At 71.5% G+C, this 15,655-nt stretch carries 14 protein-coding genes and 1 pseudogene; 6 read left to right on the forward strand and 9 right to left on the reverse strand.

Translation table 11 applies throughout. From position 1 onward, the window contains the following. The first annotated feature begins 26 nt into the window (after positions 1 to 26). Entirely contained in the window at positions 27 to 458 is a 432-nt protein-coding gene (locus TR48_RS15330; protein ID WP_042367243.1) for a hypothetical protein, read from the forward strand. Between the two features lie 5 nt (positions 459 to 463). Here the strand turns inward: TR48_RS15330 and TR48_RS15335 are convergent. The 3 genes and pseudogenes from TR48_RS15335 to TR48_RS15345 form a co-directional block, all read right to left on the reverse strand. After that, a pseudogene (locus TR48_RS15335) lies at positions 464 to 1,410 on the reverse strand (transketolase family protein). A 21-nt stretch (positions 1,411 to 1,431) separates the two neighbouring features. Continuing rightward, the gene (locus TR48_RS15340) at positions 1,432 to 2,145 is read right to left on the reverse strand and encodes a thiamine pyrophosphate-binding protein (RefSeq protein WP_174501705.1); all 714 of its coding nucleotides are present in this window, start codon (positions 2,143 to 2,145) and stop codon (positions 1,432 to 1,434) included. Between the two features lie 89 nt (positions 2,146 to 2,234). Then, a complete protein-coding gene (locus tag TR48_RS15345) occupies positions 2,235 to 2,828 on the reverse strand; it encodes a GNAT family N-acetyltransferase (protein ID WP_042367245.1) in 594 nt (197 codons plus the stop codon). 104 nt (positions 2,829 to 2,932) lie between these two features. Here TR48_RS15345 and TR48_RS15350 point away from each other — a divergent pair, with 104 nt between their 5' ends. From TR48_RS15350 to soxR, 3 genes are all read left to right on the forward strand, one after another. Beyond that, the gene (locus TR48_RS15350) at positions 2,933 to 3,907 is read left to right on the forward strand and encodes a magnesium transporter CorA family protein (protein ID WP_042367247.1); all 975 of its coding nucleotides are present in this window, start codon (positions 2,933 to 2,935) and stop codon (positions 3,905 to 3,907) included. A 96-nt stretch (positions 3,908 to 4,003) separates the two neighbouring features. Further along, complete coding sequence (locus TR48_RS15355) at positions 4,004 to 4,630, forward strand: hypothetical protein (RefSeq protein WP_052442689.1); 627 nt, start codon at positions 4,004 to 4,006, stop codon at positions 4,628 to 4,630. Between the two features lie 400 nt (positions 4,631 to 5,030). After that, a complete protein-coding gene (soxR, locus tag TR48_RS15360; RefSeq protein ID WP_042367249.1) occupies positions 5,031 to 5,504 on the forward strand; it encodes a redox-sensitive transcriptional activator SoxR in 474 nt (157 codons plus the stop codon). Positions 5,505 to 5,722: 218 nt separating this feature from the next. Here the strand turns inward: soxR and TR48_RS15365 are convergent, their stop codons facing one another. The 6 genes from TR48_RS15365 to TR48_RS15390 all read right to left on the reverse strand — a co-directional run bounded on the left by TR48_RS15365 (position 5,723) and on the right by TR48_RS15390 (position 12,257). After that, complete coding sequence (locus TR48_RS15365; RefSeq protein WP_042367251.1) at positions 5,723 to 6,532, reverse strand: PIG-L deacetylase family protein; 810 nt, start codon at positions 6,530 to 6,532, stop codon at positions 5,723 to 5,725. A gap of 84 nt (positions 6,533 to 6,616) precedes the next feature. Then, on the reverse strand, positions 6,617 to 7,810 hold the full coding sequence (locus TR48_RS15370) for a Gfo/Idh/MocA family protein (RefSeq protein ID WP_042367369.1): 1,194 nt from the start codon (positions 7,808 to 7,810) through the stop codon (positions 6,617 to 6,619). A 37-nt stretch (positions 7,811 to 7,847) separates the two neighbouring features. Further along, a complete protein-coding gene (locus TR48_RS15375; protein WP_042367254.1) occupies positions 7,848 to 8,660 on the reverse strand; it encodes a carbohydrate ABC transporter permease in 813 nt (270 codons plus the stop codon). Continuing rightward, entirely contained in the window at positions 8,653 to 9,666 is a 1,014-nt protein-coding gene (locus TR48_RS15380) for a carbohydrate ABC transporter permease (RefSeq protein WP_084729447.1), read from the reverse strand. The genes TR48_RS15375 and TR48_RS15380 overlap by 8 nt, the downstream gene beginning before the upstream one ends. A gap of 2 nt (positions 9,667 to 9,668) precedes the next feature. Next, positions 9,669 to 10,928: an ABC transporter substrate-binding protein gene (locus tag TR48_RS15385; RefSeq protein ID WP_042367256.1), complete on the reverse strand. Its 1,260-nt coding sequence runs from the start codon at positions 10,926 to 10,928 to the stop codon at positions 9,669 to 9,671. A gap of 189 nt (positions 10,929 to 11,117) precedes the next feature. Then, on the reverse strand, positions 11,118 to 12,257 hold the full coding sequence (locus TR48_RS15390) for an ROK family protein (protein ID WP_042367258.1): 1,140 nt from the start codon (positions 12,255 to 12,257) through the stop codon (positions 11,118 to 11,120). 292 nt (positions 12,258 to 12,549) lie between these two features. Between TR48_RS15390 and TR48_RS15395 the strand changes: the two genes are divergently transcribed. Continuing rightward, positions 12,550 to 13,212 carry a class F sortase gene (locus TR48_RS15395; RefSeq protein ID WP_042367372.1) on the forward strand — a complete coding sequence of 221 codons (663 nt, stop codon included), beginning with the start codon at positions 12,550 to 12,552 and terminating at the stop codon, positions 13,210 to 13,212. A 164-nt stretch (positions 13,213 to 13,376) separates the two neighbouring features. After that, a complete protein-coding gene (locus tag TR48_RS43245) occupies positions 13,377 to 15,548 on the forward strand; it encodes a beta-sandwich domain-containing protein (protein ID WP_063770993.1) in 2,172 nt (723 codons plus the stop codon). Positions 15,549 to 15,655 lie beyond the last annotated feature (107 nt).

Genomic DNA, 15,655 nt, shown 5'->3' on the forward strand with positions numbered 1-15,655 from the left:
GACGTGCTTTCAGGGGGGAGAGCCACGTGGGCTTCTGGGTACTGTGGATGCTGCTGTGGGTGGCCTTCGTCGCCCGGACGTACACGGTGGCGCGACGGCGCTGGAACGGAGCGCCGGAGGCCGCCCTGCGCACTCCCGCCTCCTGGTCCGAGCGCCAGCGGCGCAGCCAGCTCCGGACGGTGGTCCCCATGACCGTCGCCTTGGACTCGTCGTTCGGGCTCGTGGTGCTCACCGCGGGCTACGACCACCTCCACGGAGCCCCGGCGACGCTGCTCGCTCTCGTCGTGCTGCTGTTCTTCCTGGTGGCCGTCGTCGCGGCGGTGCTCACCGGGATCGTCTGGCGCTTCAATCGCCCGCGTGCGCTGGTGCCCCCCGCGCTGCGCGACGATCTCGGCAGCGTCGGCGACTTCCTCGCGCGCTGGCGAGGCCGCCGCAACGGCAGCGGCTACCAGGGGTAGGACGGCTACCAGGGCCGGGCGGACAGGCCCTGCGGGCTCGCCCACGCGCTGATCCGCTCCCGGAGGGAACGGGCGTCCAGGCCGTGGGCGGCGATGTGCTCCTGCATCGTCCCGTAGTGCCGCAGCTCCTGGCGCGAGACGCCGAGACCCAGGACGCGGTGCGGCCGGTCGGCGAGGGCCTCCGCGACGAACGGCGTCGAGGTGCCCGCGAGGTAGGGCTCGACGACGACCACGTCCGCGCTCCCGCTCCCCCGGTCCGCGAGGGCGGCCCGCAGGGCCGCGGAGTCGAACGGGCGGACCGTCGAGGCGTAGAGCACCGTCGCGTCCACGCCCTCGACCCCGGCCAGCACGTCGTCGAGCACCGGCCCGACCGCGATCACCACCGGCCCGCCTCGTCCCTCACGGGCGGTCAGGAACCGGCCGGGCGTGACCGGCCGGGCCTGGGGTTGCGCTGCAGGGACAGGCGCACGTAGACGAGCCCGTCGGCGGCGGCCGCGTCGCGCAGCAGCAGCTCCGCCTCGTCCGGGTGCCCGGGGACGTGGACGGTCCAGCCGGGCAGCGTGTCGAGCAGGGCCACGTCGGCCGGGGACATGTGGGTGCGGCCCCCGGCCGGCCAGTCGAACGAGCCGAGCGCGCTGACCAGGACCGCGCCGACGCCCTGATGACCGAGGTCCAGCTTGACCTGCTCGAAGGGCCGCTCGACGAGGAAGCTGCCGAAGGTGTGCGCGATCGGGCGGAGCCCGGTCAGCGCGAGGCCACCGGTCGCGCTGACCAGCAGTTGCTCACGGATCCCGACGTTGATCACACGGTCGGGGTGCGCAGCGGCCGCCGCGTCGAAGCCGGTGGCGGAGATGTCGGCCAGCACGACCGCGAGGCGCGGGTCCTCGTCCAGGAGGGCGCTCGCGGTGGAGATGAAACGGTCACGCATGGTCGCGTCGGTGATAGTGGTCATGGCAGGACTCCCCCGGTCGGTTCAGTTCTTGGGCTCGACGACGGCGACGACCGCGTGCGGCCGTCCCGGATGCGGCCGGGTGAACGCCTCGAACAGCACGGCGTGGTCGCGTCCGTCGACGGTCGCCGTCGACCAGCCCGCGGCGGCGAAGTGCGAGGCGATCCCGCCGTACCAGCCGTGCGTGGCGGACTGGTTGTCGATCACGACGGTGTGCAGCCGGTCCAGCCCGGCCGCGCCGGCGTAGGCGATCGCCTCGTGGTTGCTTCCCTCGTCCAGCTCGGCGTCACCGGTCAGGACCCACACGGCGGGGTCCAGCAGCCCCTGCGCCCGCAGCCCCAGCGCGGTCCCGACCCCGAGCGGCAGCCCGTGGCCGAGCGAGCCGCTGCCGATCTCCACTCCCGGGATCAGTGTCCGGTCGGGGTGGTGGCCCAGCGGCGAGTCGTAGTCGCCGAAGGTCTCCAACTGCTCCGGCGCGATGAACCCCTTGGCGGCGAGCACCGCGTAGTAGGCCATCGGCCCGTGGCCCTTCGACAGCAGAAACCGGTCCCGCCCCGGATCCTCCGCGCCCTCCGGCACAACCCGCAGCACCCGGTCGTACAGGACCCAGAGCACGTCCAGGGTGGAACTCGCGGCCGGCCCGTGCTTGTCGGCGCCGGCCATCCGGCCCATCAGCCCAGCCAGGTCATCGAAGGCGTACAGCGTGCGGGTGTCGGCATCTGCCGTGGTCAACGTCATGGCATGAGGGTGCAACTTCAAGCGCACTTGAGGTCAAGTCGGCACCCCGCCCGTGCATCCGCAGACGGCGGTCGACGCTGCGCAGGTCATCACTCCGGCCAGGCGTCACCTCGAACACGCGCGTGGAGATGTTCGTCGTGCCAGCCGTCCTGGTGGAGGAGGGCGCTGCGCATCGTCCCCTCCAAGGCGAAGCCGGCCGTCTCCGCCACCCGGCACGAGGCGGCGTTGGCGACGGAGTGGGTGATCCGGAGGCGATGCAGCCCGAGGTCGTCCAGCGCCCAGCGACTGACGCGGAGAACCGCGTCGACCATCGCTCCCCGGCCGCGGCCGGCCGGGAGGAGCCAGTAGAGGAACTCGGCGCTCCCGCCTCTCAGATCGACATCGCCCAGACCGATCAGGCCCACCGCGCCGCCCGCTCCGTGCTCCGCGATCGCCCAGATCGCAGCCGCTTCGTCCCGCCAACGCTTCTCCCAGCGGGCGATCCGGGCCCGCGCGTCGGGCAGTGACAGGCGCCCTGGGCGGTTCCAGTGCTGGACGTCCGGGTCCTGGCACGCGTCCGTGAGAACCTGCGCGTCGTCGGCACGCCACGGACGCAGCTCGAGGCCGCAGGCCAGGCCGAAGACGGGCTGGTCGCTGCCGCCCATCAGGCCCTCGGGAACGACAGGGGGTATCGGAACGATCATCCGGGCATCATGCCAAACCCCGTCGGAGTGACTTCAGCGCTCACGAGACCGACGCTCTGATCAGGACGCCCTCCGGGGGCGGCCCGCGCCCGTATCGTGGCCGTATGGCAAGGACTCGGCTGTACCGGGACGGCAATCTCGTCCTGGAGGACTTTCCCTCCGAGGACATCTCCGACTACGTCGGCGATCCCGACGCGGTGGTGTGGCTGGACCTGTGCGCGCCCACACCGGAGGACTTCGCCATGATCTCCGAGGAGTTCGGGCTGCACGAGCTGGCCGTCGAGGACGCCCGCCACGAGCACCAGCGCCCCAAGCTGGACCGGTACCGCACACACGCCTTCCTGAGCACCTATGCGGTCCGCGCCGAGCCGGACGGCGACGGTCTGAGCACCAGCGAGATCTCGGTGTTCATCACCGCCAACGCACTGATCACCGTCCGGCCGGACGACCGGCTCGACATCGAGGAGGTCGTCGCCCGGTGGGACGACTCCCCGGAGCTGGCCCGCTACGGGGTGGGGTTCCTGCTGTACGGGCTGCTCGATCTCGTGGTGGACGGTCACTTCGCCGCCGTACAGGATCTCGACGACCGACTGGAGCAGTTGGAGGACCTGCTGTTCGAGGAGGGCCGCCGACAGATCCAGGAGGTGCAGCGCCGCTCGTTCGAGCTGCGCAAGACCCTGGTGCATCTGCGCCGGGTGGTGCTGCCGATGCGGGAGGTCGTGAACTCCCTGCTCCGCCGCGATCTGCACATCGTCGCCGAGCCGATGATCCCCTACTACCAGGATGTCTACGACCACGTCCTGCGAGCCACCGAATGGACCGAGTCACTGCGCGACCTGGTCGGCTCCATCATGGAGACGAACCTCACCGTCCAGGGCAACCGCATGAACATGATCATGAAGAAGGTCACCAGCTGGGCCGCCATCATCGCCGTCCCGACCGCGATCACGGGCTTCTACGGGCAGAACGTCCCCTACCCCGGCTTCGGCCGGGAGTGGGGCTTCCTCACCTCCACCGGGTCCATGATCGTGATCTCCGTGTTGCTCTACCTGGGCTTCAGGAAGCGCGACTGGATCTGACGTGGGTCGGGCCGCCGAGCCGGTCGGCACCGCGGTCCGCCCGGCACCAGTAGGCTGCGCACGCCGGCCAGAGCGGCCGGGGGGAAGGGACACGCGGTGTACTGGGTGGGGCTGCTGCTGTGCGTCGTGCTGGGTGTCGAGGCCGGGGGGATCGTGGCCGGCATCCTGGCCGACGACACCGGCTGGAGCGTGACGCTGATCGTCGTCGGTGCGAACCTGGCGCCGTGGACGGGCATCGCCGCGTTCGCCCTCCTCCTGGCGGGCCGACGCAGGCGACTGGCAGCGGCGGCCGGCGCCGTCGAACCGCCGCAGTGGGAGACCGTCATGGCGCGGATCGAGTCCGTCCGCGCGGTCGGGGACGGTCCCGACGTTCCGCTGCGCCTCGACCTCACCGTCGCGCCGGAGGACCGGCCCGGGTGCCGCGTCGACGCCACTGCGGTGGTGAACCTGATGGACCTGGACGACTTCCGGGTCGGCCGCACGGTCGTGGTGGACCAGGACCGCGCGCACCCCTGGGAGGTCCGGGTCCACCCTCGCCCTCCGGCGGCCTTCGCCGGACAGGTCGCACTGGCGAGGATCGACAGCGCGCCGTCGGAGACGCGTCTGAGCGCGCCCGCCCGCTCGCTGCCCGCCGCGCACGGCTGGGGCGGCGTTCGGGCCGGCGTCCTGGCGGCTTTGGCCGGAGCCGTGCTGTCCGTGCTCCCGTTCCACGGCTTCTTCTAGGACGCGCACCGGCTGGCCGGTGAATCGTGTTGTCCGCGCCGGTGACGGTCACTCAGGTCGGACAGGTGACTGCCGGGTCGGCCATGGGCCACACACGAGTGAGGCTCCCGGCCTCGGTGTGAGCCCGAGGCGGGCACGCGGCCTTCCCCCACTCCGCGTCTCAGCCCCCTGCGCCCGTATCGGCGCCCGTATCGGCGCCCTTCACACCCCGAGACCGGAGAAACACCCCCGATGTCCCATACCCAGCAGCACCTCCAGGCGTCCGAGCAGCCGAGGTCATGACCCGGCCCTACGCCCGCCCGTAGGGCATGGGCCGGCTTTCTCCGGGGGTCTGTCGCCGCAGTAGGGTGAGACTTCAAGCACGCTTGAGGTAAGCGGCGAACTCCGGGAGACGGACCCCATGACCCAGTCGGCGGACCGGCTGACGATCGGCGAGCTGGCCGCGCGTAGCGGGCTGGCCACGTCCGCCCTGCGCTACTACGAGGAGCTCGGCCTGATCTCCTCGGAGCGCACGGTGGGCGGCCAGCGCCGCTACCACCGGGCGATGCTGCGCCGCCTCGCCTTCGTGCGCGCGGCGCAGCGGGTGGGACTGTCGCTGGACGAGGCCGGTCAGGCGCTCGCCCGCCTGCCCGACGACCGTGCGCCGACCGCCGCCCAGTGGGCCCCGGTCGCCCGCGCCTGGCAGCGTCGCATCGACGACCAGATCGCCGAACTCCAGCTCCTGCGCCGCAAGCTGGGCGGCTGTGTGGGCTGCGGCTGCCTGTCCTTGAAGACGTGCGCCCTCTACAACCCGGACGACACCGCCGCCACCCACGGCCCGGGCGCCCGCTGGCTCCTCGGCGACACCCCGCCGGAACCCCCGGCCCACCTCTGACGCATACCCGCCACGAAAAAGGACAGCGGGCCGCCCGGTTCATGCATCGGACCCTATCCGTACGCCCGGCGACGGCCACTCCCACGGCGGCAGAGGCGGGTACGCCGGCCGCGGCTCGACACGCCTCGCGCTCACGGGAGCCGCTCACCAGGCTCGCTCTGCCGACGCAGCTCCCGCACGTGCACGCGGTGTTCGACCCGGAGCTCGACTTCGTGGCGTCAGAGCGAAGGCACCCCGGCCCCCGTTGGCGCGCCCGGGCCGGGGCGGTGGAGGAAGTACTCGGTGCCGAGGCCGAGTTGGCGCAGCGCGGGGTCGGCGAATGCCGAAACGCTCGCGCCGCGGTCGAACTCGGAGGCGTGGCAGCGCAGGGCCGCCCACTTGATGGCCAGCCACGGGCGGACGTCGAGCGGGACGGCGATGCGCTCGTCCGGGGTGGAGGGGACGTCCGCCGGCGCGAGGCCGATCGCGGCCGCGTGGCCGACCAGCGAGGACGGGGCGGTGACCAGCCAGACCGACTCCACGGCCCACGCCGGGCCGTGCGAGGGCAGCAGGAAGGGGACCGCCGCGGCCTCGACGGCCGCAAGGGTGGCGCGGTGGACGCGGATGTGGTCGAGGTGCCCGGAGACGCCCGCCGCGTCGTAGGTGACGACGGCGGTCGGGCGCAACGCGCGGATCCGCTCGACGAGGTCGGCGACGACGTCGTCGAACGGCGCCGCGCACAGGGAGCCGGGCCCCTGGCCGCGACGGCCCGAGTCGCGGTAGGGCAGCATCGCCGAGGAGGTGACGCCGAGGACCTCGAGGGCCTCGGTCCACTCCTTGGTGCGGGTGCCGGGCGCGGCGAAGGAGCCGCCGCCGGCGAGCTCCCCGTCCGTGCAGGTGACGACGGCGGTGGGGCGTCCCGCGTCCGCGGCACGGGCGAGGAGGCCGCCGGTCCACAGCGACTCGTCGTCCGGGTGGGCGTGCACCGCCAGCAGGGCGTGCCGCGCCCGCGTCGGCTCCGTCGGCCCAACGGGCTCCGTCTGCGGCATCGCGGCTCGCTCCCCTCGTCGACGTGGGTCCACGCTACTGGACGTGCACGGCCACGCCCGGCCTCCCGCCCCCGCTACCGCTGGCTACCGCCACTGCTCCCGCTGCTGGGCGTTCCCGAAGTACGCGGCCAGCTCGGGGGCCAGCGGCGGGATGTCGTACGGACGCCCGCCGTCCCGCAGCGACATCGTGGCCATGTAACCGGCGGCGACGCTCATGCGGGCGGCGAGCGGCGAGGTGTCCGTCGGGCCGCCCTCGCGGACGAAGCGGGCGAACTCGGCGAGGATGGCAGTGTCACTCCCCCCGTGAGTGCCCTCCACGTCCGGGACGCGGTAGCTGATGTCGCCGTCAGCCCGGTAGCGGGTGGGGCCGGTGTTCCAGACCCGGACCTCCGCGCCCGCCTCGTCGCCGAAGTTCTCCAGACGTCCCTCCGTGCCGATGACGGTGTAGTTGCGGACGTAGTCGGGGCTGAAGTGGCACTGCTGGTAGGCGGCGAGGACGCCGTTGTCCAGCCGCATGTTCATCACCGAGACGTCCTCGACGTCGACGTGGTGGTTGAGGCCCGTGCGGGCGGTGGGCGGCCACTCGTACTCCTTGAGCCAGTTCTCCGGGCGCGGAGTGCCCGGGGCGCGGCGCGGGAGGTCTCCGTGGAGCATCAACGAGCCGAAGGCGTTGACGCGTTCGGTGTAGCCTCCGGCCAGCCAGTGGATGACGTCGAGGTCGTGGGCGGCCTTCTGCAGCAGCAGGCCGGTGGTGCGGCTGCGTTCGGCGTGCCAGTCCTTGAAGTAGAAGTCGCCGCCGTAGGAGACGAAGTGGCGCACCCAGACGGTCTTGGGCTCGCCGATGTCCCCGCGCGCGATGACCTCGCGCATCCTGCGCACCACGCCCATGTGCCGCATGTTGTGGCCGACGTAGAGGCGCGCGCCGGTCTCGTAGGCGGTGCGCAGGATGGCGTCGCAGCCCTCGACGGTGATGTGCATGGGCTTCTCGAGGTAGACGGCCTTGCCGGCGCGCAGGCAGTCGACGGCGACGGCCTCGTGGGTGTCGTCGGGGGTGACCACGAGGATCGCGTCGAGGTCGGCGCGGTCGAGCAGGTGCCGGTAGTCCGCGACCGCGTCCTCGGGCTTGATCCAGTCGAGGCGGTCGAGGCCGCGCCGCAGCGCCTCGGGGTCGTTGTCGCACACGGCCGCCACCACGCTGCCGTGGCCCGGACGGTGGGCGGCGAGGGCGAGCGAGAGACGCAGGCCGAGACCGATGACACCGAGGCGCACGTCTTGCAGGGTCACTGAGTTCCTTTCAGCAAAATTCGTCCACACGTCACTTGGATCCGGTGAAGGCGATGCCCTCGGTGATCCGGCGCTGCGAGACGAGGAACATGACGATCATCGGCAGGCTCGCCAGCAGCGAACCGGCCATCAGCACGGGGTAGTCGGTGACGTGCTCGCCCTGGAGCGTGGCGAGGCCCACCGAGAGCGGCATCCGGCCGGCGTCGCTGGTGACGACCAGCGGCCACAGCAGGTCGTTCCAGGACCACAGCACGGTCAGCACGCCGAGCGAGATCAGGCCGGGCTTGGCGAGCGGCAGCATCACGGACCAGAAGATCCGCACGGGCCCCGCGCCGTCGAGCCGGGCGGCCTCCTCCACGTCCAAGGGCAGGGAGAGGAAGAACTGCCGCAGCATGAAGGTGCCGAAGGCGCTGAACAGGCCGGGCAGCACGATGCCGGTGAGGGTGTTCAGCAGGCCGAGGTGCATCAGGATCTGGTACTGCGGCAGCAGGTAGGCCTGGCTGGGCACCATCAGCACCGAGAGCATGACCAGGAAGAGCACGTCACGGCCCGGGAAGCGCAGCCGTGCGAAGGCGTAGGCGGCCATGGAGCAGAACAGCAGCTGCGCGGCGACGCGGACCACGGTGATGACGACGGTGTTCAGGAACTGCCGCAGGAACGGCATGCTCGTGAACACCTCCGCGTAGTTGGACCAGCGCCAGCCTGGCAGGAAGGTGGGCGGGACATGGGTCGCCTCGCCGAGGGTCTGCAAGGAGGTGAGCAGCTGCCACAGGAACGGGGCGACCATCGCGGCGGCGCCGACGGCGAGCAGCACGTGGACCGGCCACAGTCGTTGGCTACGCATAGTGGACCCACCGCTTCTGGACCCGGAACTGAACTGCCGTCAGCAGGAGCAGTGCCACGGTGAGGACGACCGCGATGGCGCAGCCCATGCCCTGCTCGTGGTCGAGGAAGACGTACTCGTAGAACAGGTAGGCGATGGTCTTGCTGTCGGCGAGGGCCGGGTTGGACCGGCCGAGCATCAGCAGCACGTAGTCGAACATCTGCAAGCCGCTGATGACGGTGACCACGGACACGAAGAAGATGCTCGGGCTGAGCAGCGGCAGCGTGATGGAGAAGAACTGCCGGACGCGTCCCGCGCCGTCGAGTTGGGCGGCCTCGTAGTAATGGCGCGGGATGCCCTTGAGCCCGGCCGCGAAGATGATCATGTTGTAGCCGACGACCGACCAGATGCCGACGAGGGCCATGGCGTAGACGGCGAAGCGCCCGTCGGAGACCCAGTGCGGGCCGTGGATCCCGACCAGCGACAGCAGGTAGTTGATCAGGCCGTAGTCGCCGTTGTAGAGCCAGCGCCAAACCATCGCCACCGCGGCGGGCATGCTGACCACGGGGATGAAGTACAGCGTCCGGTACAGGCCGACGGAGCGGCCGCGCACCTGGTTGAGCAGGGCCGCGAAGACGATCGAGAGCGGGATGGAGGCGAGCAGCAGCAGCGAGTAAAGGACGGTGTTCCAGGCGGCCTTGGGCAGCTGCGGATCGCTGAGGAAGGCGCGGTAGTTGGCGAGGCCGGCCCACTGCTGGCCGCCGAAGGCGCCCCAGGAGGTGAAGCTGTAGTAGACGGACTGGACGATGGGCCACAGGTAGAAGCCGGCGAGCCCGAGAGCCAGCGGGGCGACCATCAGGTAGCCCCAGACCCACTCGCGCGGATGCCCGTGGCGTGCGACGACCCGGCGGGCCAGTCGCGACCGGGCTCCGGCTCGGGCCGCCGCCACCGAGACGGCGGACCCAGCTGCGGACCCGGCGGAGGAGGGCGACGCGGCCTCGGCGCCGACGGTGCGGGTGACCGGCATGGTCACCCCTTCGCGAGGTCGGCGTCGGTGGTGGACTTCAGCTGCTGGGCGCCCGCGTTCAGGCTGAGCTTGCCGGCCCAGATCTGGTCCAGGATGGTCTGGTCGGCGGTGGCCCAGGGGCCGGTGTTCGCCGAGACCGGGTAGGGCACGGCGTGGTCCAGTTGGTCGACGAAGGTCTGCAGGTGGAACTGCGGCATGGACTTGACCCAGGCGTCGCCGAGCCCGTGGTAGGCGGGGATGACCGCGCCGCTGGCCGCCTGGATCGCGTTGGCTTGCTGCCCGCCGAGGAACCTGACGAACTCCCACGCCGCGTCGGCGTGCGGGGTGCGGGCGTAGATGACGTTGGCCAGGCCGTTGATGACGGTGGCCCTGCCCTGCGGGCCGGCGGGCAGCGGCGCGACGTCGGCCTGGAGCCCGGGGGCGTTCTTGTAGGTGAGCGCGTCCCAGTCGCCGTCGGTGAACATCGCCACCTTGCCGGAGGCGAACAGCTGGGACGGGTCGGTGTCCGTCATCTGCTGCGCGGTCGGCGAGGTCTTGTACTTGGTGATGAAGTCGAGCGCGTACTGCATCCCGGAGAGGGTCTTGGCGTCGGTGAACCCGGAGGACTTCTTGTCGGGCGAGACGACCCAGCCCCCGGCCTGGAAGATGTCGTTGTAGAGGTTCTCCTGGGTCCAGTCCGGGGAGGCGATGCCCCAAGTGCCCTTGGCAGGGTCGGTCAGCTTCTTGGACGCGTCGATGACGTCCTGCCAGGTCCAGGCGGCGGTGGGGTAGGCGACCCCGGCGGCGTCGAAGAGCTTCTTGTTGTACCAGAGGCCGATGGTGTCGTAGTCCTTCGGCATCCCGTACTGCTTGCCGCCCACGGTGTAGATGCCGTTGAGCGACGCGGGGAAGGGGCTGCTCTCGAAGCCGGGGCGGCCGGAGAGCGGCAGCAGCTGGCCCTGGCCGGCGTAGAGGCCGATCCGGGTGGTGCTCATCCAGAACACGTCGGGGGCCGTGCCCGAGGCCGCCTCGGTCTGCAGCTTCTGCCAGTAGTCGGCGTTCGGCGTGAGCTCGATGTCCACCGTGATGTTCGGGTGCAGCTTCTCGAACGCGGTGACGATCTGCTGCATGGCGGGCTTCTGGTTCGGGTCCCAGATGCCGTAGGTCAGCGTGACCGGTCCGGTGGCGTCGCCGCCCCCGGCGGCGGAGGTGGAGGACGAGCAGGCCGAGGCGGCGGCGACGAGCGCGGCGGCGCACAGCAGCGCCGACAGCTTTCTGGTCATCGACGGTCCCATCGATCGGTGGGGGTGGAGGGTGTGTCGGGGACCTTAGTCGAGCATTTATGTCGAGAACTAGCGTTAATTGAGCAAGGGTGCGCAGACGAGACCGGAAAGTGATCCGTGCGTGACTTGCTCGTGTTCTACCGCTCAGTACATATGAGACTTGTTGACGAAATAGCCCAGGTGGACGCCTCAGGCGGACGCGAAGAGCAGCCGCTCGGCCTCGTTCAGCGCGTGCCGCACCGCGCCCAGGCAGACCGCGTCGGCGCCCAGCTCGGAGACCACGACCTCGGGCGGGTACAGGCAGACGTCGGCCAGGTAGGCGCGGATCGGATCGGTGAGCTGCTCCCCCGCCTGCGCCAGGCTGCCTCCGACGACCAGGAGCTCGGGATCGAGCGGGGTCACCAGCGTCACCAGCGCCTCGGCCAGGGAGCGGGCGAACGACTCGACGGCACGCGCGGCCTCGGCGTCCCCCTCACGGGCCCGGCCCAGCGCGAACAGGGCCGCCTGGGAGGGCGCGCGCAGCTCCCCCGGGTCGACGGCCATCGCGTAGTCCATGACGTGCTGGAAGGTCCGCCACCTGCTGTTCGGGTGTCCGCCGAGCTCGCCGGCCGCCGCGTGGGAGCCGCGGTAGGGCGTGCCGCCGAGCAGCAGACCGAGGCCGATGCGGCTGCCCGTGTGCAAATACATCACGTCCGCGCGCCCGCGGGCGGCGCCGCGCCAGTGCTCGGCCAGGACGGCCAGCCGCATGTCGTTCTCGACCAGGACCGGCACGGCGAGCCTGCGCGCCAGCTCGGCCTGGAGCGGCACGCCCGTCCAGTCCGACAGCACGACGCTCTTGACCACTCGGCCCTCGCCGTCGATCACGCCCGTCGTGCCGACGCCGACGCCCGTCAGGGCCGAGACCCCGATCCCGGCCCCCGTGCAGGCCTGCTCCACGAGTCCGCCGATCGCGTCCAGCCGGCGGGCCGAGGGAAGATCGGTCGGCACGCTCACCTGCTCGCGGGCGACGATCCGCCCGCGCAGGTCCGCGACCATGACGGTCACCCGCGCCGCGCCGATGCCCACTCCCGCGACGTGGCCGACCGCGCCGCGGAAGGCGAAGCGCCGGGCGGGGCGGCCGCGCAACCCCTCGGCGGCGTTCGGGGCGAACTCCTCGGCCTGGCCCTCGCGGAGCAGCGTCTCCATGATCGCCTCGGTGGTGGCGCGGGAGACCCGTGCCGCGCGGGCGACTTCGGCGAGCGTGGCGCTCTCGGTCGCGTGCAGGGCGCGCAGCACCGCGACCTGGTTGAGCCGACGCAGAAAGCTCGCGTCACCGCTCTCGCGTGGCACCGGTCCTCCTGCACGTCTCCGTCTCACGGCTCCCGCCCCGGGAGCCGGATGTCGATCCTAGGCGGTCACCGGACCAGCCTTCGGGTTACTCCGACGGAGCGGAACCCCCGCGAGCCCGCGTCACCCGTTCATACGGCCTCTGACCTGCCGGATCATGCATTGACGCACCGTGAGACGACAACCCTTCGGGCCGAGCCGCCGAGGTGCGGGGCGCCGCCCCGGCATTTCTCATGACTTCAGAGGCAACCGCCGCCCCAGCCGTACCGGAGCACCGGAGTCCCGCGTGAGCACCGTGGAAACCCATCCGTCGAACCGGCGCCGCAGCGTGCTCGTGATCGCGCTTTTCGCGGTCGCCGCGCTGCTGGGCGTCGCGCTCATCGTGAAAGGCTCGCAGCGCTTCGCCCCGCCGCCGCAGCCCTCGGCGGCCCAGGGCTTCGGCGCGTCCGCGTCCGCGGCGCCCAGTGCCGGGCCCTCCCCGGTCAGGCCGCTGCCCCCGGCGACGCCGACCCGGGTGCGGATTCCCGTGATCGGCGTGAACGCCCCGCTGACCGGGCTCTCGCTGCAGTCCGACGGCCACCTGGCGGCTCCTCCCGCGGCGAACCGCAACCTCGCGGGCTGGTACCAGGCAGGCATCACGCCCGGCTCCGCCGGGAGGGCGGTGATCGCCGGTCACGTCGACAACGCCCAGGGACCCGCTGTCTTCTACGACCTCGGCGCACTGAAGAAGGGGTGGACGATTGACGTGGACCGCGCGGACCACACCACTGCCGTCTTCACCATCGACGCCGTTCAGGCCTACGCCGCGAGCAGCTTCCCGACCCGGCAGGTCTACGGCCAGACCGCCGACGCCGAGCTACGCCTGATCACCTGCGGCGCCGGCTTCGACCGCAGCCGGCAGGAGTACCTCGGCAACGTCGTGGTCTTCGCCCATCTCACCGGGTCGACGCACCACTGAGCCGTCTCGGCCTCGTCGCGCAAAGCTTGGCACGACCCATGCGCGGACCTGCTTGATTAATTACAGGTCTTGTCAGAAATGCGCAACGTCCCGTAGAAAGGGTCCGGCTGCTGAGGACACGTCAGCCACCATGCCCTGACCCCGAGACAGCGTGAGGTCGAAGCGTGACATCTCCCCTGCCCCGGTGGCTGCGCGCCACCGTCGCCTGCTGCACGACACTGGCCGCGGCCTCCGCCGGCCTGCTCCTCGCACCACCCGCGCTCGCCGCCGGAGCCGCCAGCGGCGCGGCCCAGTACCCGAACTTCGCGCCCACCCCGCCCATGGGCTGGAACGACTGGTCCTACTACCAGTGCGGCATCGACGAGAAGACCATCCTCGGCAACGCCCGCGCCCTGGTCAGCACCGGGCTGGCCAAGAAGGGGTACGACACTGTCACCATCGACGACTGCTGGATGGCCAAGCAGCGCGACGCCGCCGGCGACCTGGTCGCCGACCCGCAGCTGTTCCCGGACGGCATGGCCTACGTCGGCGCTCAACTGCACAAGCTCGGGCTGAAGTTCGGGATCTACGAGGACGCGGGGACCGACACCTGCGGCGGCTACCCGGGCTCGCTGGGCCACTGGCAGCAGGACGCCGACCTCTTCGCCTCCTGGGGCGTCGACTACGTCAAGCTCGACGGCTGCAACGTGCCCAGCAAGCCCGGCGAGACCGACGAGCAGAGCTACCGCGACACCTACACCGCGATGAGCCAGGCCCTGCTGAACACCCACCGCAGGATCGTCTTCTCCATCTCCGCACCCGCCTACTTCCAGGGCGAGTCGAACTGGGACTCGGTCATCCGCTGGTCCTCCCAGCTCGGCAACCTCTGGCGCGAGGGCGCCGACATCGCCCTGGGCCAGGACACCGGCCCCGACAAGTGGGCGTCGATCGACTACAACTACAGCTACAACGTCGGGCTCGCCGCCCTGCAGAAGCCCGGCCGGTGGAACGACCCCGACTTCCTGCTCGCCGGCGACACGGGCCTGAGCCGTGACGAGATCCAGAGCCAGGTCTCGCTCTGGTCCATCATGGCCGCGCCGCTGATCTCCAGCACCGACCTCACCCACCTCTCCCCCGCCGCGCTGGCCGTGCTCGGCAACAAGGACGTCATCGCGGTCGACCAGGACCGTCTCGGCGTCCAGGGCCGGATCGTCCGGCACGGCACCGGCTACGACGTGCTGAGCAAGCCCCTGGCCGACGGGGACCGTGCGGTCGCGCTGTTCAACTCCTCCGACAGCGCGCGGACGATCACCACCACCACCGCCGAGGCCGGTCTTCGCGCCGCCTCCGGCTACTCCCTGACGGACCTGGTGAGCAAGCAGGTCACCGAGACCACCGGGGTGATCTCCGCCGACGTGCCGCCGCACGCCACCGTCCTGTACCGCGTCCACACCGGCGCGGCCCGCGGCTTGGCGCCCGCCACCGCGATCACCTGGCGCGACGTCAGCACCGCGCAGCACCCCGGGACGTACCGGATCACGCTGGCCGACCACGGCGCGGTCGCCCTGAACGATGCGCAGCTGCGCGTCGGCGCGCCCGCCGGGTGGACCGCGACGCCGGCCACCGTCCGCCTGCCGCGTATCGCGCCCGGCGGGTCGGCGAGCACGACGGTGAAGGTGAGCGGGCCGCAGGGCGCGCCCGGCACGACCGTCACCCCGATCACCGCGACCGCGAGCTACCGCGCCGTCGGGTCGGGCCGCGTCGACACCGTCCGCGGCGAGCAGACGATCGTCCAGGTCGTCCCCTACCCGTCGCTGGCCTCCGCCTTCGACAACGTCGGCGCCACCTCCGAGACCGACACCACGCCGGGCAACTTCGACGGCGGCGGCGACAGCTACTCGACAGAGGCGCTCGCCAAGGCCGGTGCCACGCCGGGCGCCGCGATCAACGCGAACGGCCTCAGCTTCACCTGGCCGTCCGCCGCGCCCGGCACCGCCGACAATGTCGCGGCGAGCGGCCAGGAGATCGCCTTCGGCGGGGAGGGCAGCACGCTCGGCTTCCTCGGCGCGGAGGCGGGCTTCGTCTCCGGCACGGTCACCGTCACCTACAGCGACGGCACCACCAGCACCGGCCAACTCGGCTTCCCCAACTGGTGCTGCGCCCCCACCGACGCCTACGGCGCGAAGACGGCGTTCACCACGGACCACCGCGACACGCCCACCGGACCGGCCAACTACGGCACCAGCTACGGGGTTTTCACCAACACCGTCCCCCTGACGCCGGGCAAGACGGTCCGTTACGTGACGCTGCCGAACGCCCCCGCGATCCACGTGTTCGCGCTGACCGTGCAGCCGTGACCGGCGGGTAGCCGCGCAGAGCGGAAGCCGCCGCCCCGAGCACGACGGGGCGGCGGCTCACAGCTTCCGCGGCTCCGGCTCACGCGGTTCGCGGCTCACGCGGTTCG

Origin of the sequence: Streptacidiphilus neutrinimicus (assembly GCF_000787815.1) — a bacterium.
GTDB lineage: Bacteria > Actinomycetota > Actinomycetes > Streptomycetales > Streptomycetaceae > Streptacidiphilus > Streptacidiphilus neutrinimicus.

What these genes read in the sequence shown, in the direction of transcription:
- soxR (WP_042367249.1), top strand. Translation starts at nt 5,031, where the DNA reads ATGACCCAGTCGGCGGACCGGCTGACGATCGGCGAGCTGGCCGCGCGT.
- TR48_RS15380 (WP_084729447.1), bottom strand. Translation starts at nt 9,666, where the DNA reads ATGCCGGTCACCCGCACCGTCGGCGCCGAGGCCGCGTCGCCCTCCTCC.
- TR48_RS15345 (WP_042367245.1), bottom strand. Translation starts at nt 2,828, where the DNA reads ATGATCGTTCCGATACCCCCTGTCGTTCCCGAGGGCCTGATGGGCGGC.
- TR48_RS15365 (WP_042367251.1), bottom strand. Translation starts at nt 6,532, where the DNA reads ATGCCGCAGACGGAGCCCGTTGGGCCGACGGAGCCGACGCGGGCGCGG.
- TR48_RS15340 (WP_174501705.1), bottom strand. Translation starts at nt 2,145, where the DNA reads ATGACGTTGACCACGGCAGATGCCGACACCCGCACGCTGTACGCCTTC.
- TR48_RS15375 (WP_042367254.1), bottom strand. Translation starts at nt 8,660, where the DNA reads ATGCGTAGCCAACGACTGTGGCCGGTCCACGTGCTGCTCGCCGTCGGC.
- TR48_RS15350 (WP_042367247.1), top strand. Translation starts at nt 2,933, where the DNA reads ATGGCAAGGACTCGGCTGTACCGGGACGGCAATCTCGTCCTGGAGGAC.
- TR48_RS15385 (WP_042367256.1), bottom strand. Translation starts at nt 10,928, where the DNA reads ATGACCAGAAAGCTGTCGGCGCTGCTGTGCGCCGCCGCGCTCGTCGCC.